This window comes from Umezawaea endophytica, from assembly GCF_025061645.1.
GTDB classification, from domain to species: Bacteria; Actinomycetota; Actinomycetes; order Mycobacteriales; family Pseudonocardiaceae; genus Umezawaea; species Umezawaea endophytica.
In genome coordinates, this window is sequence record NZ_JANYMP010000041.1 from 23,644 (window position 1) to 50,053 (window position 26,410).

The following is a 26,410-nucleotide window of genomic DNA, read 5'->3' on the forward strand; positions in this document are numbered from 1 at the left end:
CTCACCGGTCCAGTGCCGCGGTGAGGCGTTCGACGAGCGTCGCGACCGCCGCGCGCAGTTCCGGCCCGCCCTCGACGCGGAACGCGAACGGCACGGTCGCCAACCACTCCTGCGCGTACATCGCGGGGTTGTTGGTGCTGCCGACGAGCACGCACCCGGTGCCCGACGGCTCCAGGCGGCCCATGGGAGGCCTGATCCACGGCGAGACCTCGGCGAGCGTGGCGTCGAACACCACGCGGGTGGTGAACTTCCAGCCCGTGCCCAGGTTCTCCTCCACCGCCGCGGCCGGGTCGAGGCCTTCGGGCGGGGTGAACTCGTGCCCGGTCCGCCGGACCGCGTGGATCCGGTCGACCCGGTAGGTGCGGATCGCGTCCGCGCGGTGGGAGTGGCACAGCAGGTACCAGCGCCCGTGCCGGACGACGACCGCCCACGGGTCGACCTCGGCGTCCCACCCGTCACCGGTCTCGCCGCGGTAGGTGACCAGCACGCGGGACCGGGCCGCGATGGCGGCGACCAGCGCGCTGACCGTGGCGGCGTCGGGCCGGGCCGCCTGCCGGTCGGGCACCGCCGACGCGTGCTCCCGCAGCGCCGCCGCCCGCCTGCCGACGGTCTCGGGCAGCGCCCGCACCACCTTGCCCAGCGCCGACCCGACCAGGTCGTCGGCCGCCGGGCCGCTGTCGAGCACCGCCATCACCAGCCCGAGCGCCTCGGGTTCGGTGAAGACGACCGGCGGCAGCCGCGTCCCCCGGCCGAGCCGGTAGCCGCCGTACGGGCCCCTGGTCGACTCGACCGGGACACCTGCCTCGCGGAGGATGCCGACGTACCGGCGCGCGGCGCGCTCCGTGACGCCCAGGCACGCGGCGAGGTCGTCGGCCGTGACGCCGGGCCGGTCGCGGAGCACCTCCAGGGCGCGCAGGGCCCGCGCGGTGGGGCTGAGGTCGGACGTCACCCGAGCAGGGTATCCGGACGTAGAACGTCCGGAATGCGCTCTAGCGTGACGCCCATGACCGAGTTCCTCGACCAAGACCTCACCGGGTCGCGCTTCGAACACGTGAGCCTGCGGGACTCCGCGTTCACGAAGGTGCGCTTCACCGACTCCACCCTGCACGCGGTCGACTTCAGCGGCGCGCTGGTCCACGGCGCGATGTTCCTCGGCACCCGCCTGCGCGGCGTCGAGCTGGTCGGCGTGCGGATCAGCGGCGAACTGCGCGACGTCGTCGTGAACGGCGTCGACATCGCCCCGCTCGTCGACGCCGAGCTGAACCGCAGGACACCCGAACGGGCGAAGATGCGCCCCGACGACCCGGACGGCTTCCGCGAGGCGTGGGCCCTCCTGGAACGCCGGTGGGACGAGACGGTGGCGCGGGCCAGGACGTTCCCCGAGGACGCCCTGCACGTCGGCGTCGACGGCGAGTGGTCGTTCATCCAGACCCTGCGGCACCTCAACTTCGCCGGCGCGGCCTGGGTGGGCCGGATGGTCCGGGGCGTCGTCTCGCCCTGGCACCCGCTCGACCTGCCGTGGGACGAGGCGCCGGGCTGGGACGACATCCCGTGGGACCGCGAGGCCCGACCGTCGCTGGACGAGGTGCTGGCGGTCCGCCGCGACCGGCAGGAGATGGTCCGCGACGTCGTCGAGTCCCTGACCGCTGACCAGCTCGCCTCCGAGGTCACCCGGACCGAACCCGGCTGGCCGCAGGAGGAAGGCTTCCCCCTCAAGACGTGCCTGCGCATCGTCCTCAACGAGGAGTGGGAACACCGGCTCTACGCCGAGCGCGACCTGACCGCACTGACCGAGGAGAAGTGACCGTGGACATCCTGCTGATCGGCGGACTCTGGCTGGACGGCTCGGCGTGGGACGAGGTGGTCCCCGCGCTGGAGGCGCTGGGGCACCACGCCGTGCCGCTCACCCTCCCCGGCCAGGGCGACGGGTCCACCACCGCCACGCTCGACGACCAGGTCGCGGCCGTGCTCGCCGCCGTGGACGCGGCTCCCGGCAAACCCTTGGTGGTAGGCCATTCCGCCGCGTGCACCCTCGCCTGGCTCGCCGCCGACGCCCGACCGGACAAGGTCGCGAAGGTCGCCCTGATCGGCGGGTTCCCCACCTCCGACGGCAAGCCCTACGCCGACTTCTTCGAGCTGGTCGACGGGGTCATGCCGTTCCCCGGCTGGGAACCGTTCGAAGGACCGGACTCCGCCGACCTGGACGAGGACGCCAGGCGGTCCTTCACCGCCGCGGCGATCCCCGTGCCCGCGGGAGTGGCGAAGGGGGTCGTGCACTACGCGGACCAACACCGCTCCACCGTGCCGGTCCTGCTGGTGTGCCCCGAGTTCACGCCCGCGCAGGCACGGGAGTGGATCGCCTCCGGGGACGTGCCGGAACTGGCCGCGGCCAAGCAGCTCGACCTCGTGGACATCGACTCGGGCCACTGGCCGATGCTCACGAAACCGGTCGAACTGGCCCGGCTCCTCGTGGAGGGCTAGAGCCGCAGCCGGTCCCGCAGCGCCCGTGCCACCCGGCCCATCAGCGCCTCGGCCTCGGGTTGCGCCGACGCGGCCACCCGCGACTCGGTCAGCGCGACGACGGCGAACGCCCGGCCGTCGTCGTGCCGCACGACCCCGGCCTCGTGCCGCAGGTTCAGCAGCGTGCCCGTCTTGGACGACCACGTCGACGAGTCGGACGTGAAGTCCGGCGCGAGCCGCTGCCGCAGGACGTTGTGCGCCAACAGGTCCCGCACCCGTGCCGCCACACCGGGATCGATCCTCGTCGGCGTCCACAGCTCCTGGAACAGGTCCGCCACCGCCCGCGCCGTCCCGGAGCTGGCGCGGCTCACGTCCAACTGCGGCACCGGGTGCCCGCGCCCGGCCGTGCGCGCGCCGATGGCGAGAGTGTGGGCCAGGTGCACCTCGTCGGGGTCGAAGCGCTCGGCGGGGGTGTCGGTGAGGTCGCTGATCGGGTGCCGCACGGCGATGCCCCGCACCCCGAGGTCGCGCAGGCGGCGGCCGACCTCGGCGGGCGGCGTCAGCGCGAACAGCGCGTCCGCGGCGGCCCCGTCGCTGATCGACGTGCTCAGGTAGACCAGGTCCTCCACGGCGACCGACGCCGCGTGCCGGAACCTGCTCAGCCCCGGCGGTCCCGGCGACTCCGGAGCCCCCGGCCGCACGAGGACCTGCTCGGCGCCGTCCAGCTCGCCGACGCGGACGCGCTCCAGGGTCGCGATGGCCAGCGGCACCTTCACCAGCGACGCCAACGGGAACTCCACGTCGGGGTCGATGCCGATCTCGTCACCGGTGCGCAGGTCGCGCACCAGGAACGACCCGCGGAGCCCGCCGTCGTCCAACTCCTCGCGCAGCTCGTTCACCAGCGCGTCGTCGCTCACGCGTCCACCTTCGCCCCGAGGCACCGGGCGACCGGGCCCGCCAGCGCGGTGCGGATGCGGTCGGCGTCGTCGCCGATCCCGGCGGTCACGTCGTAGCCGCGCGCCAGGACGACGCCGCCCACCGGCCGCCAGTGCAGGTCCAGCTCGTCGGCCTGGGCGGCCGGGCACAGCAGCAGGTCGGCCGACCCGAGCACCTCCGCCACGGCCGACGTCAACGACCCCGCCACCGCGACCTGCGACGGCCGCAGCCCCAGCGCGTCCCGCGCCCGCACGATCCGGTCCCGCACGTGCGGCACGTCGTCCTCCGGTTGCAGCCAGACCCGCCGCGCGGTCCGCTGGCCCCGGCCGGGTCGCAGCGTGTCCAGGTAGACGGTCGCCGTGGCCACGGGTTTCGCCCCCGCCACACCCAGCGGCACCGACCACGTGCCCTCCTCGGCGGGCACGGCCGTCAGCGCCGCCCGCACCTCCTGGGTCCGCAGCATCTCGGCCCGCTCGGCGGGCGGGGCGGGCCGCAGGTCCAGGAACACGCCGCGAGCCCGCGCGTCGGCGTCCAACCGCGCCAACGTCCGGACGCCGCACGAGCCGGGCACGGCCAGCCCCAGCGGACGTCGTCCGGCGCGGCGCGCGTCGTGCTCCAGCACCTCGGCGGCCTGCACGACCCGCTTCGCGGCGGGCAGCACGTCCACCCCGAACGGCGTCAGCTTCGCGCGCCGCGCCGTCCGGTCGAACAGCCTCCCGCCGAGGCTGGTCTCCAGCGCCGCGATCCGGCGGCTGGCCACCGACTGCGGGATCCGCGCCGCCGCCGCGCCGAGGGTGAAGCTGCCGCGCTCGCTCACGCTGACGAACGCCTTGCACGCGCCGACCAGGTCCATGACCGGAGCCTATGCCGAAAACGCATCAAACCTGTCGTTTCCGTCTTGGACGGCATCAGGCGATCGTGGGGAGACTGCGGATCCGATCACTACGAAGGGATTCCCGGTGACGAACCACCTGGTGCGCCGCGCGGTCGCGGCGGCGCTCGTCGCGACCGCGTTGACCGCCTGCACCGCGGCGGCCACCCCGACGACCGCCCCGCCGTCGTCCACCGCCGCGCCGTCGACGGCGGACTTCGCCGAGCTGGAGAAGACGTTCGACGCCCGCCTGGGCGTCCACGCGATCGACACCGGCACCGGCCGCGAGGTGTCCTACCGCGACGGTGAGCGCTTCGCCTACGCCTCCACCCACAAGGCCCTGTCCGCCGCGGCCGTGATCCGGATGAACACGCTGCCCGAGCTGGAGGAGGTCATCACCTACACCGCGGCCGACCTGGTGTCGAACTCGCCGGTCTCGGAGAAGCACGTCGACACCGGCATGACGCTGCGCGAGATCGCCGACGCCGCGGTCCGGTTCAGCGACAACACCGCGGGCAACCTGCTGTTCCGCGAACTGGGCGGCCCGGCGGCGCTGGGCGAGGTCCTGCGCGGGATCGGCGACACCACGACGCACGTCGACCGGATCGAACCGGAGCTGAACGACACGTTGCCCGGCGACCTCCGCGACACCAGCACACCGCGGGTGCTCGCCGCGGACCTGCGCGCCGTCGCCGTGGACGACGTGCTGCCCGCCGAGAAGCGCGACGTGCTGGTGGACCTGTTGCGCCGCAGCACCACCGGCGACAAGGCGATCCGAGCCGGGGTGCCCGGCGGCTGGGTAGTCGGCGACAAGACCGGCAGTGCCGCGTACGGCACCCGCAACGACATCGCCGTCCTCTGGCCGCCGAACCGCGCCCCGATCGTGCTGGCCGTGCTGTCCGACCGGAGCACCGTCGACGCCGCCCGCGACGACGCGCTCCTGGCCCGCGCGACGGAGGTCGTGGTGGAAGCGCTGGGCGCGAGGTAGTCCTTGACGGGAGCGGGTGCCTGGGATCGGGCACCCGCTCCCGGTCCTAGGAGGCGATCCCGACGCCGGGAACCCGGCTCCACGCGCACTCCTGCGCGGCCGTCATCGCCGGCCAGCGCGTCCCACTGGGCCGGGGCCGGATCTTCGCGTCGAACGGCGAGGGCCGGAACTCCGGGTCGTAGAAGCACCCCTCGCCGTACGTGCTGTCGAACGCCCCGCACGACTCCGCGATCGACCGCGCCGACGGCTTGCGCCCGGAACGCACCCACGCGTCGAGCGCGGAGAGGGAGTTCGCGTACTCGGAGTCGCTGAGCTCGCTGTGCTCACTCTCCTTCGTGTACGTCTGAACGAGGTTCCCGCCGTGCCCCGCGCCCTGGAGGGTCGCTCGGTACGCCGACTCGTTCTCCACGAACACCTGCGGGTCGTCGATCGCGTGCATCGTCAGCACGGGCACCGAGACCCGCCCGGTCAGGTCGCTGTCGTACGAGAGGTCGCGACGGGCCGCGGCGTCGGCCGAGAACCGTTCCACCCCGGCGTTGAGCGCGGCGTCGTCGTGCGACCCGTCGTACCGCACCCCGACGTTGCCGAACGGGTTGCGCCCGCCCAACCGCTTCCACACGACGTCCTGGAACAGGAACGTCGCGTACAGCAGGTGCGCGTCCAACGCCCGCTCCGGAAGCCGTGTGACACCAACGATGTCGTCCAGGTTCCGCTGCTGCTCCGCGGTCCTCGCCGCGGGAGCCGAGTCGATCCCCGTGCACTCCTGCAACCGGGCGTGGACGTCCTCCGGCGTCATCTCCGAGTCCACCGGGAGCCCCTGCCACAACGGGTACAGCGCCTCCGCGGGCCGGGGCAGGTTCCGGCAGTAGTACTGGTAGACCACCCGCAGGTCCACCCTGGCGTCGTACCCCCGCGACCCGCCCGCCAGCAGCCCGTTGGTCAGCAGCACCCCGTCGTAGGAGTCGTGGGTCTCGGCCACCTTGGCGGCCACGTTCCCACCCCACGACTGCCCGTGCAGGTACGTCCGCTCAGGCCGCCCGAACCGCTCCACGAACAGCCGCCGCGCGTTCTCCGTGTCGGCGGCGGCCATCCGGACCCCGTACCCGCCGCGCCGGTACGACGACCCGACCCACGCGTACCCCTCGTCGACCATCACCGCCCACCGGTCGAGGTCCTCGACGGGTGACGACTCGTCGTACGAGAAGTCCGGGCCCCCGTGCGCGTGCACCACCAGGGACCCGTTCCACCGCTTCGGCACGGCCATCGCGTAGTAGGCGCCGTTCGCGTCCCGGCCCGTGTAGCACCTGGCCGTCCCACCCAGCTCACCCGGACAGCTCGCGGGCTGCGCGGCACCGGTGGCGACCGCGGGCACACCCGTGAGCACAGCCGCGGCGACCACGGCCACCGCCGAGAGCCGTCGAAATCCACCAGACGTCTTCAAGCCCCAACTCCTTCGTCAGCGGGCGCCTTTGGCCGCATTAACCTATAGCAAGCATTTACGCTATAGCATCAGGAGTCGATGGGAAGTGCTCAACGGGGCATGTTCTCGCCGTCGGCGCGCGAAAGCGGGTAGCCCCCGACCTCGCGGGGACTACCCGCTCGTCCGCCGGGACCGGTTCAGGCCCGGCACGGGTTGCCGGAGACGCTGACCTTCGCCTCGGCGAGGATGACGTCGAACAGCGGGGTGTCCCACACGGCACCCCTGCGCACGAGGCCGGTCGAGGTGGTCTCGGTCTGGTTCAGCCTCAGGGTGCCGAACGACAGCGGGATGTTGACCGGACCGGTCAGGTTCAGGACCGGGGTCCCGTTGATGCGCAACGTGGCGATCGTGGACCGGCTGGCGAACGTGGGCACGAGTCCGCCGTCGCCCGGCACGCACGTCGTGGTCGCGTCGGCGTGGACGGCACCGAACTCGATGGTGCCGATCGAGGTGCCGGTGAGCCGGATGGAGGCGACGCGCGCGCTGGCGAACGCGAGGTCGTTCGCCGCGGGCGGGGACGCGGTGAGCACGTCGGGGGTCTGGTCGGTGCGCACGTCGATGAGGCTGGTCTGCAACCGGAAGATCGAGACCGAGATGTCCTGCCGGTCGAGTGCCCGGAAGTCGTCCGCGCACGGGTTCAGCGGCGGGTTGGCCTGCGTCCAGGACTGGCTGGACAGCTTCAGCAGGCTGCTCTGGCAGAGGAACAGCCCGGCGCGCGGCGCGTCCTGTGCGGAGCTGGTCGCGGGTGCGGCGATCACTGCCGCGGCGGCGAGTCCGACCGTCACGGCCAGCAACCGTAATCGGGACGGTGTTCTCATGGGGAACTCCTGACTGGTTGTCGGGGTACGGCGCTGTGCGGGTGGCGCAGCAGCGCGAACGAGAGGGCGGACCCGAGCAGGGCCATGCCGGCGCACACGGCGAACGCCGCGCGCAGCCCGTGGGCCTGGAAGATCGGGCCGAGCATCGCGATGCCGACGGCCGTGCCGATCTGGCGGCACGCGGCGTTGGCGGCGGTGGCCATGCCCGCGCGGTCGCCGGGGACCGCGCCGATGGCGGTCTTGGCCAGCATCGGGCTGACCAGGCCGATGCCGGTGCCCGCGACCGCGGTGCCGACGACCACGAACTGCCAGCTCGCGACGGTCATGGTCAGGGTCCCGGCGGCGACGAGCAGCAGGCCTCCCGCTATCGGCAGGCGCGGCGAGGTGTCGTGCAGCCCGCGGCCGAAGAGCGACGACACCACGAGCGCGGTGACGCCGAGCGGCGCGAGCGCGAGCCCGGTCTGGAGCGCGGACAGGCCGTCGCCCCGCAGTCGCAGCGACACGTACAGCAGGCCGGAGTACGCGGAGAGGGACAGCGTCAACGCCGCCAGGCTGACCCCGGTGAACGCCGGGCTGCGCAGCAGGCGGAGGTCCAGCACCGGGTGCGGGTGCCGTCGTTCGACCAGCACGAAGGCGACCAGGGCGGCGAGCGCGACACCGAACAGGATCCGGTCGCCGCGGATCAGCGCGTAGATCACCGAGCCGGTGGCGGCGGCGAAGCACGCCGTGCCCAGCAGGTCGAGCCCGCGGTCGGCGGCGGTGGGGGACCGGGTGAAGGCGGTCATCGCGAGCACCACGGCCAGCACGCTCACCGGCACGTTCACCAGGAACACCCAGCGCCAGTTCAACTGGTGGGTCAGCACTCCGCCGACCAGCGGGCCCGCCGCCGCGGCGGCACCGCTGACCGCGCCCCACACGCCGAACGCGATGCCCCGCGCCCGTCCCTCGTAGGCCTGGTGCAGCAGCGCCGGACCGGTGGCGAACACGCATGCCGCGCCCACGCCCTGCACCGCGCGGGCGGTGATCAGGAACCAGGGCTCCGGGGCGAGCGCGCAGGCCAGCGACGCGGCCCCGAACACGCCGAGCCCCAGCGTGAAGAGCCTGCGCCCGCCGAACCGGTCGGCCAGCGCGCCCGAGGTCAGCAGCAGCGCCGCGAGCACCAGCGCGTAGACGTCGACGACCCATTGCAGGTCGCTGAGCGACGCGTGCAGGTCCGCGCCGGTGCTCGGCAGCGCCACGTGCACGATCGTCACGTCGAACAGGAGCATGGCGGCTCCGGCGCAGACCGCCCAGAGCGGTGCCCACTGGCGCACGGGTCCTCCAATCATCAGTTCGGCTGATCCTCAGTTGAGCTGATGGTTTGTGAGTATGCGCGATGATGGCCCGATGGAGAAGCGGGTTCGGGAAATACCGTCGGACGCGGACCTGTACGCCAGCGGCCCCCGGCTGCCGGAGGAGCTGACGCGCTGGCCGATGTACGTGATGTCGAGGGCCGTGCAGCGCGGGTGGGTGCTGCTCGCCCGCAGGCTCGAGGTCGAGGGGCTGAGCCCGAGGCTGCACGCGGTGCTCGCCGTCGTCGACGCGCGCAAGCCGATCTCCCAGCAGGCCATCGCCGACCTGCTCCGCATCGACCGCACCACGATGATCGGCATCGCCGACGAGGCCGAGGCCGCGGACCTGATCTCCCGCACGCGGGACCGCAACGACCGCCGCCGGTACGCGTTGCGGCTGACCGAGGCGGGGGAGCGCGCGCTCGCGCTGGCCGACCGGCTCGTGGCGGAGGCCCACGCCGAACTGCTGGGGGAGCTGGACGAGGGCGAGCGGGCGCTGCTGCACGAGTTGCTGCTGCGGACCGTGCCCGCGGCGGACACGGACTACCCCGGCTGACGTCGTCAGATGCCCTCGTCTGACATTTGCGGACGCTAACAATAGTTGACCTCAACCAGTATCTTGGTGGATGGTGTGCGCTGGAGCCGACGGAGGGGGAGGCATGACTGCACGGGTGATGGTGTCCGCGCGGGTCGCCGTGGAGCACGCGGAGGCGTTCGAGAGGGCGTACGCCGAGGTGACGAGCAAGGTGGCCGACGTACCCGGACACTTGGGCGACCAGTTGCTGCGCGACCACGACGAGCCGGAGCGCTACGTCCTGCTCAGCGAGTGGGAGAGCACCGAGCACTTCCTGGCGTGGGAGGACGCCCCGGTGCACCGCGACACGACCACACCGATGCGGCCGTACTGGCGGGTGTTGGAACGCCGGGTGTACGAGGTGGCGAAGGAGGGTGACCAGGCACGTGCAGAGGTCGCCGGGGGCTAGCCTCGCCGCCATGTCCCCTGGATCCCAGCAGCGGCCTGCACCGGTCGTCGAGGTCGTCGACCTGCTCTTCGAACTGACCGACCGGGTCAAGGCGCAGTTCGCGGTGGTCACCGGAGCGCTCGAACTCCAGGTGCCGCAGGCCAGGACGCTGCTGAGGATCAACGGCCCCGTCTCGATGCGCGACCTCGCGGCACGACTGCGCTGCGACGCCTCGAACATGACCGGGATCATCGACGGGTTGCACGCGAGGGGTCTCGTCGAGCGGAACCCGCTGCCGAACGACCGGCGGGTCAAGCAGGTCGTCCTCACCGAGGAGGGGAAGCGGCTCCAGACGCGGTTGCGGCAGCGGCTCGCCGTGGACGTACCCGTGCTCGGCAAGCTCGACGACACCCAACGACAAGAGCTGCACGCCATTCTTCTGCGCGTTGTTGAACGCTGATGAGGAATAAATAGCGTCACTATGGACCGGGCGATGTCCGGTCCATTTGTGATGTCCAAAAAAGCCTTGATCGACCCTTAGGGGGCGAATTCTCCGACGGTCAGGGAATGTCCTGATGGTCGCTGTTCCCGACCTTCGGCAAGGTTGTCACATGAAGAATTTCACGGCAAAGAACGCCAAACACCTGATGGTCTGGTTACACGTGATCTCGTCGGTCGGCTGGTGCGCGATGGCGATTGTGCAACTGGTGCTGCTCGGTCGAGTGCTCGGCATGGATCCGCACGACCAGTTGGTCACGCTGGAAACCTCGCTGTTCCTGGAGAACGAGATCCTGGACCCGCTGGGGATCAGCACCGCGTACACGGGGCTGATGCTGTCCGCGCTCACGCCGTGGGGCTACTTCCGGCACTGGTGGGTGACCGTGAAGTTCTGGCTGACGCTGATCGCGATCCTGCTGGGCAGCATCTACCTCGGCAAGACGCTGGAGCGCGTCGTCGAGGCGGCGAAGGTGGGGGAGAGCTGGTCGGTCACCCCGATGTTCATCGGCACCGGCTGGACGCTCGCGACCCTGGCGCTGATGGTGTGGATCTCGATCGAGAAGCCGTGGGGCAGGCGCAACGCGGGCCAGGAGCGGACGAAGCGCGCCGCGGTGCGGCGGGCCGAGTGGAACCCGGACGCGCGGGTGTTCCTCGTCGCGCTCGCCGTGCCGATCGTCGAGTACCTCGCGCGGGTGGAGTACCCGCTGCTCACGCTGGGTGCCGCGATCGGGTTCGCGATCTACCGCGGACGCAGGCTGCGCGCCGCGCGACGGGTCCCCGCGCCGGTTCGCGGCGCTCAAGTGGCAGCCAAGTCGGAGTGACGGGAGCACCGCGATGACCTACACGATCACGAGTCGCTGCGTCGGGACGAAGGACGAGTCCTGCGTGACCGTCTGCCCGGTCGACTGCATCCACGACGCGGGCGAGCAGATGATGATCGACCCGGTCGAGTGCATCGACTGCGGGGCCTGCGTGCCGATCTGCCCGGTGGACGCGATCTTCACCGAGGACGAGGTGCCCGCCGAGGAGGTCGACGCGATCGGGGCCGCCCGGTCGTTCTTCCGGTCGGACGGCTCGTCGTGAGCCCCCGCGTCCTCGTCGTGGGCGCCGGGCCCGCCGGGCTCTACGCCGCCGCCACGCTGGCGGCGGCGGACGTGGGCGTCGACGTGGCGGACCGCCTGCCGACGCCGTACGGCCTGGTCAGGTACGGGGTCGCGCCGGACCACCCGAAGATCAAGTCGGTGACCCGCGTGCTCGCCAGGCCGTTCTCGGCGGAGTCGGTGCGCTTCCTGGGCAACGTGACGGTCGGCGTCGACCTGACCGTGGCCGACATCCGCGGGCACTACGACGCGGTGGTCTACGCGACCGGCGCGGCGCGGGGCCTGCGGCCGGGGGTACCCGGCGACGACCTGCCCGGCAGCGCGCCTGCGGCGGACTTCGTCGCCTGGTACGGCGGCCACCCGGACGCCGTCAGCGCGGAGGAGCTGCTCGACGCGAGGCGGATCGCGGTGATCGGCGCGGGCAACGTCGCGCTCGACACCGCGCGGATGCTGCTCAAGGACGCCCGCGCCCTGGCCGACACCGAACTGCCGGACGCCGTGCTCGCGGCGTTGAGCCGCAGCCGGGTCACCGACGTGCACCTGATCGCCCGACGCGGTCCCGCGCGGGCGAAGTTCACCCCGGTCGAGCTGCGCGAGCTGGGAGAACTGGGCGTCGACGTGCTGGTGCGGCCCGACGACCTGGAACCGTCGGCGGACGAGGCGGGCGTCGTCGCCGGTGACCGCGCCGCCCGGACCAACGTCGAGATCCTCCGCGAGTGGGCGGGGCGTCCGGGAGGGGACGCGGCGCGACGGCTGCACCTGTGGTTCCGCACGCGGCTGGTCGAGGTGTGCGGGCGGGACCGGGTCGACGCCCTGCTGCTGGAACCGGGCGGGGAGAGGCTGCCGGTGGACGCCGTCCTGTACGCCATCGGCCACCGCGGCACACCGCTGCTGGGGCTGCCGTTCGACGAGGTCACCGGCACCGTCCCGCACGAGCGCGGCCGGGTGCTCGGCGTGCCGGGGGCGTACGTGGCCGGGTGGCTGAAACGCGGGGCGACCGGCGTGATCGGCACCAACAAGGCCGACGCGGGCGAGACCGTCGCCTCCCTGCTGGCCGACCTGCCCGGACTGCCCCGACCCGCCGAACCGGACCCGGCCGCGGTGACCGCGCTGCTCGAACGGCGCGGCGTGCGTCCGGTGACCTGGGCGGGGTGGACGCGCCTCGACGCGCACGAGGCCGAACTGGGCAGGCGCCAGGGACGGGCACGGGCGAAAATCACCGACCTGCCCGCCATGCTGGCCATCTGCGGCTGATATCCGAGGCCGGAGTATGCGCCGGTGCGTGGAATTATTCCATTCTGCTTGAAGAGCGTCGGAAAATAAACCACACTAATTTCGGGTAGCGGTGTATGTGCCAGGGGTGGGGCATCGCCGGAAGGCTGATTCAAGCCGATTATTGGGGGCTTTCATGAAGGTTGGCGTGCTCGGTCCATTCGAAATAGTCGTGTCCGGTGTGGAGCTGACCCCTTCGGCACCGAAGCTTCGACAGCTCCTCGCATTGTTGTCCCTCCAGGCGAACCGCACGGTCAGCATGGAGCAGATCATCGAGGAGCTGTGGGAGGACCGGCCGCCGTCCACCGCGACCACGACCGTGCAGACCTACGCCTACCAACTCCGCAAGACGCTCCGACTGGTCGAACAACGGGACTCGGGACCGGTCGGGCTGCACACGTCACGGGGCGGCTACCTGCTGGAACTGCCGCCCGACGCGCTCGACGTCGACCGCTTCACCGTCGACGCGCAGCGGGGACGCGCCCACCTCGCGGCGGGGGACACCGTCGCCGCCGTGACGACCCTGCGGGAGGCGCTGCGGCTGTGGCGCGGCTCCGTGCTCTCGGACATCCGGCGCGGACCCGTCCTCCAGGCGGAGGCCGTGCTGCTGGAGGAACTCTGCCGCGGTGTCATGGAACTGCGGATCGACCTGGAACTGGAACTCGGCCGCCACCACGAGCTGATCGGCGAGCTCACCGGTCTGGCGACCGCGAACCCGACGCACGAGGGCTTCCAGACCAAGCTGATGCTCGCGCTGTACCGGGCGGGCAGGCGCAGCGAGGCGTTGCAGGTCTACCAGCGGACGAGCGCGGTGCTGCGGAACGAACTCGGCCTCGAACCCTGCCTCGACCTGCGCCAGGCGCACCAGGCGGTGCTCGCCGCGGACGACTCGTTCGACCCGGTCGCGACGACGGACGCGCCGCCGCCGAGCGCGGCCGGGTTCGCCCAGCCGCCCTGCCACCTCCCACCCGACGTGACGCTGCTGATCGGCCGCGACGCCCAGGTCGCGCGCACGTCGGAGGTGCTGACCTCGTCCGGGCGGTCGGCGCCGGCGGTGGTGGTCGCGTTCGGACCTCCCGGTGTCGGCAAGTCGGCGTTCGGCGTGCACACCGCGCACCGGGTGCGCGCCGAGTTCCCCGACGGGCAGCTCTACGCGCGGCTCGTCACGCCGTCCGGAGACCCCGTCGACCCGGCCGACGTCCTCGCGGACTTCCTGCGGGCGTGGGGGAGTCGCGCGTCCGCCGAGGAGGTCGAGACGGCGTCGCTCGACGAGCGCGTCCGGATGTTCCGGAGCTGGACCGCGGGCAGGCGCACGCTGATCGTCCTCGACGACGTGGTGTCCGACGACCAGTTGCGCGCGCTGCTGCCGAGCGGCCCCGGCTGCGCGGTGCTGGTGACCAGCAGGCGAAGACTCGCCGACCCGGCGGTCACGCGGTCGATCGGCCTCACCCCGCTCGACGTGGTCGACGTGCTGGAGCTGATGGTCAACGTGCTCGGCAGGCAACGGCTCGCGCAGGAGCCGAAGGCGGCGGTGCGGCTCGCGGAGTTCTCCGACGGTTTCCCGCAGGTGATCCGGGCCGCGCTGTGGCGGCTGGAGCTGCGGCCGTACTGGCCGATCCGGAAGCTGGTCGACCGCGCCACCAGGGAGTCGGCGTTCGTGATGAGGGCCGGTGTGCCCGAGCTGGATCTGCTGGCCAGCGTCGAGCGCACCTGCCGGACGATGTCGCCCGAGGCGTTCCTGGTCGTCCGGCGGGCCGCCGAGATCGACGGCGACATCACCGCCGCGCGCGTGGCCGGTGCCCTGCCGATCGGGGAGTTCGACGCCGAGGGGCTGCTCGACGAACTCGTCGAGGTCGGGCTGCTGGAGGTCGACGGACCGGAAGCCGGCCACCACCCGGACAACTTCCGCTACCGCTTCCGCCCGGTGCTCAGGAAGGCGGCGACGATGATCGACGCGCCTCCCGGTTCCCCCGCGATCGGCCTGAGGCCCGTTCGGACACTGCGGGCGACAGGTGTTCCGGTGTGAAGTCCTACCCCCGCCGCCACGAACCCGATGTGAGAGAGAGGAACTGATGTGATCACAGGCTGGCGCGAACGGGTCGAGGCGCGGGCGGACGGAGGTCACCTGCACTTCGGGCTGGACGACCCGCGATGTCGGGACACCCGGTTGGTCGGTGTCGAGCTCGCGGCGCTCGCCGAGATGGCGGAACGGGCGCCGGTGCCGGGGACGGACGTGATCACCGCGCCGCTCGCCGTGTGGCAGCAGCACCTGTGGCCCCGGTCGACGACGCCGCTCCTCCGGGTCACCGGGCAGGCGGGCGTGCCGCTGTCGATCCGGTGCCGTCTGCTGATGAGCGACGAGGACGGCCCGGTGGGGCCGGTGTGGCAGAACCCGGTGTGGAACAACATCGACCCGGAAGCGGTGTGGGACGGCGTCATCGAGCTGGTCGGCATCGCGGCGCGGCAGGTGGTCGGCGAGGGGGCGGGCCACCGGCTCACGTTCTCCTTGCAGCGCTTCGTCCCCGCGGTGGCCTCGCTGCTGGTGCGGGTGGCGGACAACGGACACCGGATCCACGTGCGCGCCTGCTGGGGACTGGCCGAGGCGCACGCCGACCGGCTCTACTTCGACCACTTCGTCCTGCGGGGCTCGTGGCTGGTCGTCGAACACTGCCGGATCGAGCGGAAGCACACCGCGACGGTGCCCGCCGACGGTGGCACGCACACCGTCGACGTGCCACCGGAACAGGTGTCGCGCCCGGTGCTCTCGGTCGCCGCCGTCCGGTCGCTCGCGGCGTGCAGCCGCGAGTGGACCGCCGGGCACGACGGCTGCGCGGAACTGGACGTGGTGCTGGTGGGCCAGGAGTTCACCCTGTTGAACTACCGCAGGCTCTAAACCTTCTTCAGCAGCGCTGGACACCTCCTGGACACCTCGATGACACCGTGGCGGTGGAGAGGATTCCGAGGAACGGAGCTACTGACGATGACGGCAACGCCAGACACCCGCCAGGTGTTCACCTTGGACGACCTGCGCCGGATCATGCGGACGAACGTGGGTGTCGACGCCGGTGTCGACCTGGAGAGCGACATCTCCGACGTCGCGTTCGACGGGCTCGGCTACGACTCGCTGGCCCTGCTCGAAGTCGCCGCGCAGGTGCAGCGCGAGTACGGCGTGCCGATCCCGGACGACGCCATGCTGGAGGCGCCGACGCCGGGCGAGGCCGTGGTGCTGATCAACAGCCGACTCGCGGGGGCCTGAGATGACCGGGCACTCGGAGAACTCGATCACCATCGACGCGCCGATGGACCTGGTGTGGGACATGACGAACGACGTCGAGAGCTGGCCGGGGTTGTTCAGCGAGTACGCCGCCGCCGAGGTGCTCGACACCCGCGGCACGACGGTGGTGTTCCGGTTGGTCATGCACCCCGACGAACTGGGGCGCGTGTGGAGCTGGGTGTCCGAGCGGACGTCGGACCCGGTGGCCAGGACGGTGCGCGCCGCACGCGTGGAAACGGGGCCGTTCAAGTACATGTCCATCTTCTGGGAGTACCTGCCCGACGCGGACGGCGTTCGCCTGCGCTGGGTGCAGGACTTCGAGATGAAGCCGGAGGCACCGGTGGACGACGCGGGCATGACCGACCGGATCAACACCAACAGCCCGGTGCAGCTCGCGCTGATCAAGCAGAAGGTGGAGGCGGCGGCCCGCGCCGCGCGGACGCGATGACCGCCGGCATGCGCGCGACCGCGCGCCGGGAGCCCAGGGCGGAGGACTGGTTCGTCTGCCCGGAATGCCGAGGGGTGATCTACCGCAAGCGGTACCAACGCTTGTTGAGCGTGTGTTCCGACTGCGGCGCGCACGGCAGGCTCGACCCGAGCGAACGCGTGGCGCAGTTGTTGGACGAAGGCAACCGCACGATTTCGTCGGCGCACACGCAACACGACCCGTTGGGCTTCGTCGACCAGCACGCGTACCCGGATCGGCTCACGCGGGCGGTGGCGAGCACGGGAGAACCGACCGCGGTGCGGGTCGTGGAGGGCCACGTCGAGGGTGCCGAGCTGGTCGCCGCGATCATGGACTTCCGCTTCATGGGGGGAAGTCTGGGTGTCGCCGAGGGCGAGGCGATCACGACGGCGGCCGAAAGGGCACTCGCCGCACGGGTTCCGCTGCTGCTGGTGACCGCCTCCGGCGGCGCGCGCATGCAGGAGGGCGTGCTGTCGCTGATGCAGATGGCCAAGACCAGCGGCGCGATGGCCGAACTGGACCGGGCCGGGCTGCTCACGGTCAGCCTGGTCACCGACCCGACCTACGGCGGTGTGGCGGCGTCGTTCGCGACGCTGGCGGACGTCATCGTCGCGGAACCCCGTGCCCGCATGGGGTTCGCCGGTCCGCGGGTGATCGAGCAGACGATCAGGCAGGAGCTGCCCAAGGGGTTCCAGACCGCGGACTTCCTGCTCAAGCACGGTGCCGTGGACGCGATCTGGGCGCGGTCCGAACTGCGGGTCCTGCTGGCCAGGCTGCTCGCCACCCGGCGCAGGCCCGGAGCGGGCTGGGGCGCGGACGTGGTCGACCCGGTGATCCGCGATCCGGAACTGCTGGACACGCGCCCGGCGTGGGAAACCGTGCTGCTCGCCCGTGATCCGCGCAGACCGACGGCGCTCGACCACATCGGCCACTGGCTGGACGGGTTCGTCGAGCTGCGCGGCGACCGGCTCGGCGCGGACTGCCCCTCGGTGGTCGGTGGCGTCGGCAGGCTCGACGGGCAGCCGGTCATGGTCATCGGCCACCAGAAGGGGCACACGACGCGAGAGCTGGTGGCGCGCCAGTTCGGCATGCCGTCGCCCGCGGGCTACCGCAAGGCGGCCAGGCTCATGCGGCTCGCGGCCAAGCTGGGACTGCCGGTGGTGACGCTGGTGGACACGCCCGGCGCGCACCCCGGCGTGGAGGCGGAGGAGCAGGGACAGGCGATCGCCATAGCGGAGAACCTGCGTCTCATGTGCACGCTGCCGGTCCCGATCGTCACCGTGGTGACCGGCGAGGGCGGCAGCGGTGGAGCGCTCGCGCTGGGCATCGCCGACCGCGTCCTCATGTGCGCCAACACGATCTACTCCGTGATCAGCCCGGAGGGGTGCGCCGCGATCCTGTGGAAGTCCGCGTCCGAGGCGTCGACGGCCGCCGAGGCGCTGCGGATCGACGGGCGCTGGCTGCTGGGCTCCGGTGTGGTGGACGGTGTCGTGCCCGAACCGGACGGCGGCGCGCAGGAGAACCCGTCCGCGGCCAGCGAACTGGTGCGGCGAGCGGTGGTGTGCGCGCTGCGAGAGCTGCGCGGTGCGTCCGCGGACGACCTGATCGTCCGGCGCGGTGCGCGGTTCCGCCGGTATGGACTGTCTGCTGTGGACAATGGGAGCGGAGATGGATGACGACCCGGCGGTGCTCGCGGCGCTGTCCCGCGTGGTGGGCGAGATGACGCGCGGCGTCGCCCATCCGCCGCGCCGCATCGACATCACGTTCGGCGCGGCGCGGATCGAGGTCGACTGGGGAGAGCGGCCGTCGGACGACCGCCCGGCGGTGCGGCCCGCCGCCGTCGAGGAGGACCAGGCGCCGAACACGCACCAGGTCTGCGCACCAGTCGTCGGCACGTTCTACGCGGCACCGGAACCGGGCGCGGCCCCGTTCGTCGCGGTCGGCGACGTGGTCGAGGCCGGGCAGCAGGTGGCCATCGTCGAGGCGATGAAGCTGATGAACGCGGTCGAGGCGACGATGTCGGGCCGCGTGGTGCGGGTGCTGGCCTCGGACTGCCAGCCGGTGGAGTACGGGCAGCCGTTGCTGCTGCTGGAACCCGTCTAGCGGCGCCCCTCCGGGTCGTGAGCGGCTGGGGGAGGCCGGGGGCCTCCCTTCGCCCCCGACCTTCAGTTCGCGAACGGCGCCGGACCGACCGCCGCCGCGGTCAGCGCTTCGACCGTGTGCACGTCGGCCTCGACGGCTTCGACGAGCGGGCCCAGCACCGGGCCGTGCGGCACGTCGGACAACGTCGCGCCCGACCGCAGCCGCAACGCCTGCCGCAGGGTCGCGGAACCGTCTCGGACCCGGCCCTCCTCGAGCGCGTGGCGGCCGCTGGACGCCAGCAACTCGAATTCGGTGATGTCGAGTTCGTGCCATTTCGCGTGCGCCGCGTAACCGTTCGGTTCGACGGTGAAGAGCGTGTGCGCGCGATTGAACAACTTGCCCAGTTGGTAGACGTACGTCCGCACGGCGGTCCTGCTGTTCACGGGCCGATCGTGAGGCCAGAGTTCCTCGTCGATCAGCTCCGGGGAAACGACATGATCATTGTGGAGCAATAACAGCGCAAGTACGCTGCGTAATCTCGGTGCCGCCGGGGTGACCGTGCACTCACCGTCGGTCACCCGCAGCGGTCCAAGTAGATAAAATTTCACTATGACCCCCAGTTGAACCTGCTTTGAACAACGGAGGGATGATATATGAACATTTGTGTGTGGTGCGTGACATCCAGGTACGAAGTGAATTACCCCCGGATGGTTTGCCATCCGGGGGTAATTGAAGAACTTTCGTGATCAGTGCCGCTTGTAGCCCGACACCAGCGTGTCCGAGGCGGTCAGCGGCTGGGCCCGCACGTCGGTGAACCCGGCGGTGCGCAGCCACGACTCGCAGGTCTCCACGGGGTACTCGGCGCCGCCCTCGGTGAGGAGCTGCATGTTGAGGCTGAGCAGCCGGTTGCGCCGCGTGGACGGGCGGGAGTCGTCGATCATGGCGTCGTAGATGAACAGCGCGCCACCCAGGGGCAACGCCTCGTACGCCCGCGCGATGAGCCGCTGGTTGTGCTCGGCGTCCCAGTCGTGCAGCACGTGGCCGCAGACGAAGGCGTCCGGGCTCGGCAGTTCGTCGGCGAAGAAGTCCGCCGCGTGGAAGCGCACCTTGCCGGTCAGCTTCAACCGGTCCATGTGCTCGTCGAACAGCGGCTCGATCGGCGGCAGGTCGAGGCAGCCCGCGTCCAGGTGCGGGTGGGCCTTGGCGACCTCGGCGACGAGGTTGCCGCGCGCGCCGCCGAGGTCGACGACCGACGTGAACCGCGTCCAGTCGACCGCGTGGGCCAGTGCGGGGCCGATGGCCGCGCTGGCGCCGTCCATCGCCGCCATGAACCGCTTGAGCACTTCCCTGTTCTGGTAGAACGCCTCGAAGTTCGCCGCGCGGTCGTTCTGCATGCGGCCCGTGCGCACCAGGTCGGAGAGCTTGCCCCAGCCCGCGTACTGCCAGTTCAGCATCGTGAGGAAACCACCGAGGTACGTCGGTTTCGCGCGGTCGAGATAAATGTCGGCCTCGGCGTTGTTGCGGTAGCGGTCGCCCTGCTTGATCAGCAATCCCAGCGTGCACAGCGCGCCGAGGAAGTCGTCGAGCGCCCTGGGGTGCACGCCGAGTCGATCGCGGATCTCGTCCGCGGTGAGCGGTTCACCCGCCAGAGTGGAGAACAGATCGATTTCCACCGCGCTCAGCAGCACTTTCGCGCCCCAGAACGCGGTGCCTAGTTCCAGGATGGCGGCGGGATTGGGGCGCGACTCCTCACGCGGATTGTTCATGTCTCACTGCTCCTTCGCGGCAGTTGGTGAATCGATGATTTCCACGACTCCTCGCGAGCCGTCGACGGTGACGAGCTGACCGCTGCGCAGCCGCCGGGTGCCGTCCCCGGTGGCCAGCACGGCCGGGACGCGGTACTCGCGGGCGATGATCGCCGGGTGGGACAGCAGTCCACCGTGGTCGGTGACGAGCGCGCCCACGTTGGGGAACAGCACCGACCACTCGGCCGTCGTCTGCGGGCAGACGAGGACGTCACCCGGACGCAGCTCACCCCAGTCGGTCTCGTCGAGGATGACTCGTGCCGGGCCCGTGTAGGTGCCCTTGGACGCGGCGATCCCGCTGATCACCGCGTCGTCGTCGGAGCCGTTGACGGAGGTGGCCAGGTTGCCCGCCGCCTCCCGCCACACCCACATGCCCGCCGCGACCACCTCGCGCACGTCCGGCGGCAGCATCCCCAGCCACTCGCCGGGCGGCCGGGAGGGCTGGGCCGGTCGCCCGTAGCTCTGCGGGCCGGGGTTCGCCTGCGCCAGCGCGAGTTCGGCGGCGCGGCGGCTCACCAGCCCGTCGACCCCGATCCCGTCGCGCAGCGCGGACAGGGCCTTGGGGAGTTCGAGCATGAACACGTCCTGCGCGTCGCGGAGCTGCCCGCGTTCGGCGAGCCTGCGGCCGAGGTCGAGCACACCCCGCCGGATCAGCGCGAAACCGGTCTGGGAGAGCAGGATGCTGTCGTCCCGCAGGGGATAGGCGGTCTGGGCGTTCTCCAACACCCGGTCGAACCGCTTGAGGTCCTCCGGCCGGTCCGCTAGTGCCGCGGTCGCCTCCGCGACCGCTGCCTCGCGGGTCGCGGTCAGCTCGTCCGCGTCGCGCGAGGGGTCGAAACCCCTGCCGAGCTGCCCGCGCACGAGGGAGATCACGAGTGCGGGGTTCTCGGCCATCGTCGGAGCGGTGATGTCCATGCCGACCGTCCGGAAGCCGTACTCGCGCAGGTAACCGCGCAGCGCGGCGCCGAACTCCGGATCGGCCTCGGCGCACGCCTCGGCGTCACCGCCGGTCTGGAGCAGCTTCCGGACCCCCGTGTCGCGCTCCGCGAGCCGGACGAGTTCGCCGAGCGCGTGGGACGGCGCCGTCGTGCTGCCGGGCAGCCCGGTGAGCAGCGCCATGGTCCGCGCCGCCTCCCAGCCGAGCAGTTCCTGGCAGGCGAGGCCGAGCTGGCCGAGCAGCAGCATGCCCGCGCCACCGAGTCGGAAGTGGACCTCCGTCGCCTTGGCGGACAGGCTCAGCAGGTGGCCGAGCTGTGCTTCGAGTTCGTCGTCGGTCAGTGCGGCCGGATCGCTCGCGCGTTCGGCGGCCAGCTCGTCGGACAGCGTCGGCCGCCACTTCTCGTGCCACTGACGGCAGGACGTCGCGGGCTCGTCGGCACGCACGCCCGCCATGATCGTGGCCAGCTTCGCCGCGATCCGCTCCATGCCCTCGGCCATGACGAACGTCGAGTAGAGCCAGCCGCCGATCTCGCGGAACTCCAGCTTCTCGCCGAGGCTGTAGGTGAGCAGGTGATCGATGGCGTCGGTCTGGCAGCGGAACACCGTGGACCGCCCCATGGGGGACAGCGGTTTGGTCGCGTAGTTCGACCGCTGCCAGAAACCGGGCGGCACCTCGGGCCGCGGCTCGGGCAGCGCGGTGATCGGCCGCGCCTGCAACAGCCACAGCGTCCCGTCGGCGATGGCCCACTCGATGTCCTGCGGCGAACCGAAGCGCACCTCGATCCCCTTGGCCAGCTCGGCGACGAGCGCCGCCTGCTCCGCGGTGATCGCCCGCTCCGCGCCGGACGCGAGCGAGGCGACCCCGTCGCGCACCGCCCATTCGTCCGGAGTGGACAGTCCGGACACCAGCCGGTCGCCCAGCCCGCGCACGGCACTCACCAGGACCTCGTTCCGGTCGCCGGTCACCGGGTTCGCGCTGAACGCGACCCCCGCGGCCTCGGCGGGCACCATGTGCTGGATCAGCACGCCGATCCGGCGGCCCGCGCCGAGCGCGCGCGTGCCCTGGTAGGTCGCGACGCGGTCGGAGAACGCCGACGCCCAGCAGGTGCGCACCGCCGCGATCAGGTCGCCCGTCCCCGTCACGTCCAGCACCGTTTCGTACTGCCCCGCGTAGGAAACGCCGGGCAGGTCCTCCTCGACGGCCGAGGAGCGGACGGCGACCGCCGTGCCGCCGAGCCGGTGCGCCAGTGCGTCCAGCTCCGCGATCAGGTCACCGGGCAGTTCGAGCCCGTCCGTCCGGCCGGACGCGAGCAGCCGGTCCAGCACCTCGGCGGGCAGGACGTACCCCTCCGGCACCGGCAGCCCCGCCGCCCGCAGTTCGCCGAGCACCGCGGACTTCCGGCCGACGGCGCCGACGTCGGCGAGGCCGATGGTGTCGAGCGGGCGCAGCAGCGTCGAGGTCATTTTCTGGCTCCAATCGAAGAGGTCGGCCCGGTCAGGCGGCGGTGACGACGACCGCGGCGTTGAACCCGCCGTAGCCCCTGGCGATCACGAGCGCCGTCCGCACGGGCAGCGCTCTCGGCGCGTCGACGACGAGGTCGACGCGGTAGCGGCTGTCGGGCCGGACGTTCACCGACGGCGGCACGAGTCCGGTCCTGATGGTCAGCAGCGCGGCCGCGACGTCGAGCGAGGACCCGCCCGCGTACAGCCTGCCGGTGGCCGTTTTCGGGGCGCTGACGGGAACTCCGCACGGGCCGAACAGCGCGACCAGCGCGTCGGCCTCGGCGCGGTCCAACTCGGGGAGGCCCGCGGCGTCGGCGAAGACGACGTCCACGTCGGCGGCACGGATCCCGGCGTCGGCCAGTGCGCGCTCCGCCGCCCCGCGCAGCTCCGATCCGCCTCCGGCGTCGAAGGTCGCGGCGTAGCCCGCGATCCTGCCGTACACGTGCGGCGCGCCGCGTTCCCGCGCGCCCGCCTCGTCCTCGACGATGAGGATCGCGCCGCCCTCTCCCGGCAGGTACCCGGCCGAGTCCGGGTCGAACGGCAGGTACGCGCGCGCCGCGTCGCGCGACCCGCTGAGCAACCCGGTCGCCTGCTGGCACACCAGCGCGTACGGCGACAGCGGCGCCTCGGTGCCCCCGCTGACGACCAGCTTGGCGCCCGCGTTGAGCACGCGCCTCGCCTGGCCGAGCGCGTCGAGCCCGCCCGCCTGCTCGCTCGCGATCACGCCGCACGGGCCGCGCATGCCGAACCGGATGGACGTCTGGCCGGTGGTGGCCGCGTAGAACCACGCGATCGACTGGAACGCGGTCACGTGCTTGGGCCCCTCCGACCAGAGCCTGCCCAACTCGCGCTGGCCGAACTCGTTGCCCGCGCTGGAACTCGCGGTCACCACCGCCATCTCGTACTCGCCGAGACCGCTGTCCGCCAGCGGGTGCACGCCCGCGTCCCGCAGCGCCTCCTCGGTCGCGCACAGCGCGAACTGCGTCCACCTGTCGGTCTGGAACGTCAGCCTCGTCGGCAGGTGCTCGGTGGCGTCGAAGTCCCGCACCTCGCCCGCGAGCCGCACGGGGTAGCTCGACGCGTCGAACCTCGTGATCTCCGCGATCCCGTTGCGGCCGGCCAACGTGTTCGCCCAATACCGCTCCACCCCGATACCGGTCGGCGCCACCACACCGAGCCCGGTGACGACGGCGCTCATGCCGTCCATCCCGGCCGGGACAACAGCATCGCGGTCTGGAAGCCGCCGAACCCGCTGCCGACGCTGAGCACGACGTCGAGGTCGGCGTCGCGAGCGGTGCGGGGCACGTAGTCGAGGTCGCACTCGGGGTCGGGCGTCGTGTAGTTCGCCGTCGGCGGCACGGCCTGGTGCGCCAGCGCGAGCGCGCACGCGGCGACCTCCAGCGACCCGATCGCGCCGAGCGAGTGGCCGATCATCGACTTGATCGAGCTGACCGGCACCCGGTACGCCCGGTGCCCGAGGCTCAGCTTGAACGCGGCCGTCTCGTGCCGGTCGTTCTGCCGGGTGCCGGAGCCGTGCGCGTTGATGTAGCCGATGTCCTCCGGCCGGATCCGGGCGGCCCGCATGCTCCGGGTGATCGCCTCGGCCATCTCGCGCCCGTCGGGCTTGAGCCCGGTCATGTGGAACGCGTTGCTGCGGTTGGCGAACCCGGCGATCTCCGCGTAGATCCGCGCGTCCCGCCGACGGGCGTGCTCGCGCTCCTCGAGGATCAGCACGGCCGCGCCCTCGCCGAGCACGAAGCCGTCCCGGTCGCGGTCGAACGGGCGGGACGCGTGCTCGGGGTCGGAGTTGTTCGGCGACGTCGCCTTGATCGCGTCGAAGCTCGCCGCCGAGATCGGCGAGATGGGCGCGTCGGTCGCGCCGGTGACCATGATGTCGGCCGAGCCCTCCTCGATCAGCGCCGCGGCGTGGCCGATCGCGTCCAGGCCCGACGTGCACCCGGTGGAGATGGTCGCGACCGGTCCGCGGGCGTCGCAGCGCTTCGCCACCTCGGCGGCGAACACGCTGGGCACGAGGTAGTCGTAGAGCTGGGGCACGCCGTAGTCGTTGTCGACGACCCAGTCCCGGCCGCCGTTGCTGACCACCACGTACTCGGTCTCCAGCCCGATGGTGCAGCCGACCGCGCTGCCAATCGCCACGCCCCGCCGGTGCGGTTCGAGCACGTCGAACTCCAGGCCGCTGTCCTCCACCGCCTGCCGCGCGCTGACCACGGCGAACTGGGTCGCCCTGTCCATCCGCCGGATCTCCTGCGGGGTCAGGCCTTCCTTGTCCGGCTCGAAGTCGCACTCGGCGGCGATCCGGGACCGGAACGGGGTCGCGTCGAACGTCGAGATCGCCCTGGTCGCCGTGCGGCCCGCCATCATCATGTCCCAGAACGCCTTCGTGCCGATGCCACCCGGTGCGACGACACCGATCCCGGTGATCACCGCGCGCCGGTCGGTCACCTGCTCGCCCCCACACCGGGCTGCGCCTCGTCCGGGCGGGGCAGCGACTCGGTGTCGACGTGGCCGAGTTCGGGCCTCGGCGCCAGCGGGCACAGGTGGAACACGGCCTCGGCCGGCTCGTCGGAGGTGTTCCGGACGCTGTGCCGCGCGTTGATCGGCACCAGCAGGCCCTCACCCGCGGCGAGTTCGACGGGCTCCGAGTCCACCCGCACGAGGAGCGTTCCGCGCACGACGTACAGGAACTCCTCGGAGTACGGGTGGTAGTGCTCGCTCACGTAGTCGCCCGGCGCCATCGTGAGGACTCCGAGGAATCCGGTGGTCGCACCAGCGGTCTTCGGGCCGAGCACGACCCGCAGCTCCCCGCCGCGACGGCGGTTCGGCTCGATGTCGGCTGCGGCGACCTTCGCGATCTCCTGCGTGGACAAGGGTGCTCCTGTGTGGTCGGCGGTGGGTGACTACGAGCTCCGCGGTGGGCGTCGGGTCCCTCGACGCCCCGCGCGACCTCACGTCGCACGGCGAGGTCGTGTGCCTGGCCGCCACTGTCACCGACCGGCGTGGGGAAATCCTGAAGAAGGCGTCAGGGCCCGCTGAACGCGGACCTGCTCGATCGGTGAGCCGTTCGTCAGCCGTCCACGACCGACGGCGGCGAGTATCTGGCGCCAGGACCGAGCCGGACGAGGAGTGCCTAGGACGATGCTTCAGATTCTGTTGCCGTTGGCCCTGCTGTGCAACGGGTTGACCGCCGGAGCGCTGCTGATCGCGATGATCGGGGTCGCGCCGCTGCGGCTGGCCCTGCCGGACGACCGTTCCGTCCAGGTGCACCAGCTCCTGCTGCCCAAGGTCGAGCCGTGGATGCCCGCCCTGCTGGTCGGCGGGACGATCTTCACCGGCGCCGCCGGGTTCTTCGCGGGCAGCACGCTGGTGCACGTGCTGACGATCATCTCGTCGTCCTTGCAGCTCAAGGCGATCCTCATCGCGCTGACGAAGAACGTGCCGATCAACAGGTGGCTGGCGAAGCTGGACCCCGAGGCGCTGCCGCCCGACTTCGCCGAGTCACGGGCGATGGAGCGCTGGCGCAACTGGAACGCGGCGCGCGCGGTGATGGTGATCCTGTCACTGGTGATCAACGTCTACGTCGTCGGACTCCTGGTGTGAGCGAGAG

Annotated in this window: 28 protein-coding genes; 16 read left to right on the plus strand and 12 right to left on the minus strand. The window is 71.8% G+C overall.

Translation table 11 applies throughout. The features are described 5' to 3' along the window. Position 1: 1 nt before the first annotated feature. Positions 2-949, minus strand: coding sequence for a helix-turn-helix transcriptional regulator (locus NZH93_RS45245; RefSeq protein ID WP_259629539.1), 948 nt, complete (start codon positions 947-949; stop codon positions 2-4). Positions 950-1,003: 54 nt separating this feature from the next. On the opposite strand from NZH93_RS45245, the gene NZH93_RS45250 reads away from it, so the two are divergent. After that, positions 1,004-1,804, plus strand: coding sequence for a DinB family protein (locus NZH93_RS45250; RefSeq protein WP_259629540.1), 801 nt, complete (start codon positions 1,004-1,006; stop codon positions 1,802-1,804). Continuing rightward, positions 1,801-2,481, plus strand: a complete 681-nt coding sequence (locus NZH93_RS45255; protein ID WP_259629541.1) for an alpha/beta fold hydrolase — start codon at positions 1,801-1,803, stop codon at positions 2,479-2,481. The genes NZH93_RS45250 and NZH93_RS45255 overlap by 4 nt, the downstream gene beginning before the upstream one ends. Here NZH93_RS45255 and NZH93_RS45260 read toward each other — a convergent pair. Together NZH93_RS45260 and NZH93_RS45265 are read right to left on the minus strand one after the other, a co-directional pair. After that, on the minus strand, positions 2,478-3,377 hold the full coding sequence (locus tag NZH93_RS45260) for a serine hydrolase (RefSeq protein WP_259629542.1): 900 nt from the start codon (positions 3,375-3,377) through the stop codon (positions 2,478-2,480). The genes NZH93_RS45255 and NZH93_RS45260 overlap by 4 nt on opposite strands. Next, positions 3,374-4,249, minus strand: coding sequence for a LysR family transcriptional regulator (locus NZH93_RS45265; protein WP_259629543.1), 876 nt, complete (start codon positions 4,247-4,249; stop codon positions 3,374-3,376). The genes NZH93_RS45260 and NZH93_RS45265 overlap by 4 nt, the downstream gene beginning before the upstream one ends. Positions 4,250-4,355: 106 nt before the next feature. Between NZH93_RS45265 and bla the strand changes: the two genes are divergently transcribed. Further along, positions 4,356-5,255 (plus strand): class A beta-lactamase, encoded by a 900-nt coding sequence (gene bla / locus NZH93_RS45270; protein ID WP_259629544.1) that lies wholly within the window; start codon positions 4,356-4,358, stop codon positions 5,253-5,255. A 46-nt stretch (positions 5,256-5,301) separates the two neighbouring features. Here the strand turns inward: bla and NZH93_RS45275 are convergent, their stop codons facing one another. The 3 genes from NZH93_RS45275 to NZH93_RS45285 all read right to left on the minus strand — a co-directional run bounded on the left by NZH93_RS45275 (position 5,302) and on the right by NZH93_RS45285 (position 8,866). After that, the gene (locus NZH93_RS45275) at positions 5,302-6,696 is read right to left on the minus strand and encodes an alpha/beta hydrolase family protein (protein WP_259629545.1); all 1,395 of its coding nucleotides are present in this window, start codon (positions 6,694-6,696) and stop codon (positions 5,302-5,304) included. 176 nt (positions 6,697-6,872) lie between these two features. After that, on the minus strand, positions 6,873-7,553 hold the full coding sequence (locus NZH93_RS45280) for a choice-of-anchor P family protein (RefSeq protein WP_259629546.1): 681 nt from the start codon (positions 7,551-7,553) through the stop codon (positions 6,873-6,875). Further along, complete coding sequence (locus NZH93_RS45285) at positions 7,550-8,866, minus strand: MFS transporter (protein ID WP_259629547.1); 1,317 nt, start codon at positions 8,864-8,866, stop codon at positions 7,550-7,552. Before NZH93_RS45285 ends, NZH93_RS45280 begins: the two co-directional genes overlap by 4 nt. 73 nt (positions 8,867-8,939) lie before the next feature. Between NZH93_RS45285 and NZH93_RS45290 the strand changes: the two genes are divergently transcribed. The 12 genes from NZH93_RS45290 to NZH93_RS45345 all read left to right on the plus strand — a co-directional run bounded on the left by NZH93_RS45290 (position 8,940) and on the right by NZH93_RS45345 (position 18,559). Beyond that, positions 8,940-9,440, plus strand: a complete 501-nt coding sequence (locus tag NZH93_RS45290; protein ID WP_259629548.1) for a MarR family winged helix-turn-helix transcriptional regulator — start codon at positions 8,940-8,942, stop codon at positions 9,438-9,440. Between the two features lie 103 nt (positions 9,441-9,543). Then, positions 9,544-9,867 carry an antibiotic biosynthesis monooxygenase family protein gene (locus tag NZH93_RS45295; protein WP_259629549.1) on the plus strand — a complete coding sequence of 108 codons (324 nt, stop codon included), beginning with the start codon at positions 9,544-9,546 and terminating at the stop codon, positions 9,865-9,867. 10 nt (positions 9,868-9,877) lie between these two features. Then, a complete protein-coding gene (locus NZH93_RS45300; RefSeq protein WP_259629550.1) occupies positions 9,878-10,306 on the plus strand; it encodes a MarR family winged helix-turn-helix transcriptional regulator in 429 nt (142 codons plus the stop codon). A gap of 229 nt (positions 10,307-10,535) precedes the next feature. Then, the gene (locus NZH93_RS45305) at positions 10,536-11,165 is read left to right on the plus strand and encodes a hypothetical protein (protein ID WP_259629551.1); all 630 of its coding nucleotides are present in this window, start codon (positions 10,536-10,538) and stop codon (positions 11,163-11,165) included. Between the two features lie 13 nt (positions 11,166-11,178). Continuing rightward, a complete protein-coding gene (locus tag NZH93_RS51115) occupies positions 11,179-11,427 on the plus strand; it encodes a ferredoxin family protein (RefSeq protein ID WP_259629552.1) in 249 nt (82 codons plus the stop codon). Continuing rightward, complete coding sequence (locus NZH93_RS45315) at positions 11,424-12,698, plus strand: FAD-dependent oxidoreductase (RefSeq protein ID WP_259629553.1); 1,275 nt, start codon at positions 11,424-11,426, stop codon at positions 12,696-12,698. Before NZH93_RS51115 ends, NZH93_RS45315 begins: the two co-directional genes overlap by 4 nt. A gap of 166 nt (positions 12,699-12,864) precedes the next feature. Further along, positions 12,865-14,742 (plus strand): AfsR/SARP family transcriptional regulator, encoded by a 1,878-nt coding sequence (locus NZH93_RS45320; protein WP_259629554.1) that lies wholly within the window; start codon positions 12,865-12,867, stop codon positions 14,740-14,742. Positions 14,743-14,790: 48 nt separating this feature from the next. Beyond that, a complete protein-coding gene (locus NZH93_RS45325; RefSeq protein WP_259629555.1) occupies positions 14,791-15,609 on the plus strand; it encodes a hypothetical protein in 819 nt (272 codons plus the stop codon). 87 nt (positions 15,610-15,696) lie between these two features. Further along, a complete protein-coding gene (locus NZH93_RS45330; protein ID WP_259629556.1) occupies positions 15,697-15,972 on the plus strand; it encodes an acyl carrier protein in 276 nt (91 codons plus the stop codon). A gap of 1 nt (position 15,973) precedes the next feature. Further along, positions 15,974-16,438 (plus strand): SRPBCC family protein, encoded by a 465-nt coding sequence (locus tag NZH93_RS45335; protein ID WP_259629557.1) that lies wholly within the window; start codon positions 15,974-15,976, stop codon positions 16,436-16,438. A gap of 8 nt (positions 16,439-16,446) precedes the next feature. Further along, positions 16,447-18,132, plus strand: coding sequence for an acetyl-CoA carboxylase carboxyl transferase subunit alpha (gene accA, locus NZH93_RS45340; RefSeq protein WP_259629558.1), 1,686 nt, complete (start codon positions 16,447-16,449; stop codon positions 18,130-18,132). Further along, positions 18,125-18,559 (plus strand): acetyl-CoA carboxylase biotin carboxyl carrier protein, encoded by a 435-nt coding sequence (locus NZH93_RS45345; protein ID WP_259629559.1) that lies wholly within the window; start codon positions 18,125-18,127, stop codon positions 18,557-18,559. Before accA ends, NZH93_RS45345 begins: the two co-directional genes overlap by 8 nt. Before the next feature lie 62 nt (positions 18,560-18,621). Here the strand turns inward: NZH93_RS45345 and NZH93_RS45350 are convergent, their stop codons facing one another. The 6 genes from NZH93_RS45350 to NZH93_RS45375 are packed head-to-tail and all read right to left on the minus strand — an operon-like array spanning position 18,622 to position 25,673. Next, positions 18,622-19,257, minus strand: a complete 636-nt coding sequence (locus tag NZH93_RS45350) for an AfsR/SARP family transcriptional regulator (RefSeq protein WP_259629560.1) — start codon at positions 19,255-19,257, stop codon at positions 18,622-18,624. Between the two features lie 27 nt (positions 19,258-19,284). Continuing rightward, the gene (locus NZH93_RS45355; protein ID WP_259629561.1) at positions 19,285-20,304 is read right to left on the minus strand and encodes a methyltransferase; all 1,020 of its coding nucleotides are present in this window, start codon (positions 20,302-20,304) and stop codon (positions 19,285-19,287) included. Positions 20,305-20,307: 3 nt separating this feature from the next. Continuing rightward, positions 20,308-22,746, minus strand: coding sequence for a PEP/pyruvate-binding domain-containing protein (locus tag NZH93_RS45360; RefSeq protein ID WP_259629562.1), 2,439 nt, complete (start codon positions 22,744-22,746; stop codon positions 20,308-20,310). Positions 22,747-22,777: 31 nt separating this feature from the next. Continuing rightward, complete coding sequence (locus tag NZH93_RS45365) at positions 22,778-23,983, minus strand: ketosynthase chain-length factor (RefSeq protein WP_259629563.1); 1,206 nt, start codon at positions 23,981-23,983, stop codon at positions 22,778-22,780. Beyond that, the gene (locus NZH93_RS45370) at positions 23,980-25,248 is read right to left on the minus strand and encodes a beta-ketoacyl-[acyl-carrier-protein] synthase family protein (RefSeq protein ID WP_259629564.1); all 1,269 of its coding nucleotides are present in this window, start codon (positions 25,246-25,248) and stop codon (positions 23,980-23,982) included. Before NZH93_RS45370 ends, NZH93_RS45365 begins: the two co-directional genes overlap by 4 nt. Then, complete coding sequence (locus tag NZH93_RS45375; protein ID WP_259629565.1) at positions 25,245-25,673, minus strand: cupin domain-containing protein; 429 nt, start codon at positions 25,671-25,673, stop codon at positions 25,245-25,247. Before NZH93_RS45375 ends, NZH93_RS45370 begins: the two co-directional genes overlap by 4 nt. A gap of 268 nt (positions 25,674-25,941) precedes the next feature. Here NZH93_RS45375 and NZH93_RS45380 point away from each other — a divergent pair, with 268 nt between their 5' ends. Next, positions 25,942-26,403 (plus strand): anthrone oxygenase family protein, encoded by a 462-nt coding sequence (locus tag NZH93_RS45380; RefSeq protein WP_259629566.1) that lies wholly within the window; start codon positions 25,942-25,944, stop codon positions 26,401-26,403. The last annotated feature ends 7 nt before the right edge of the window (positions 26,404-26,410 follow it).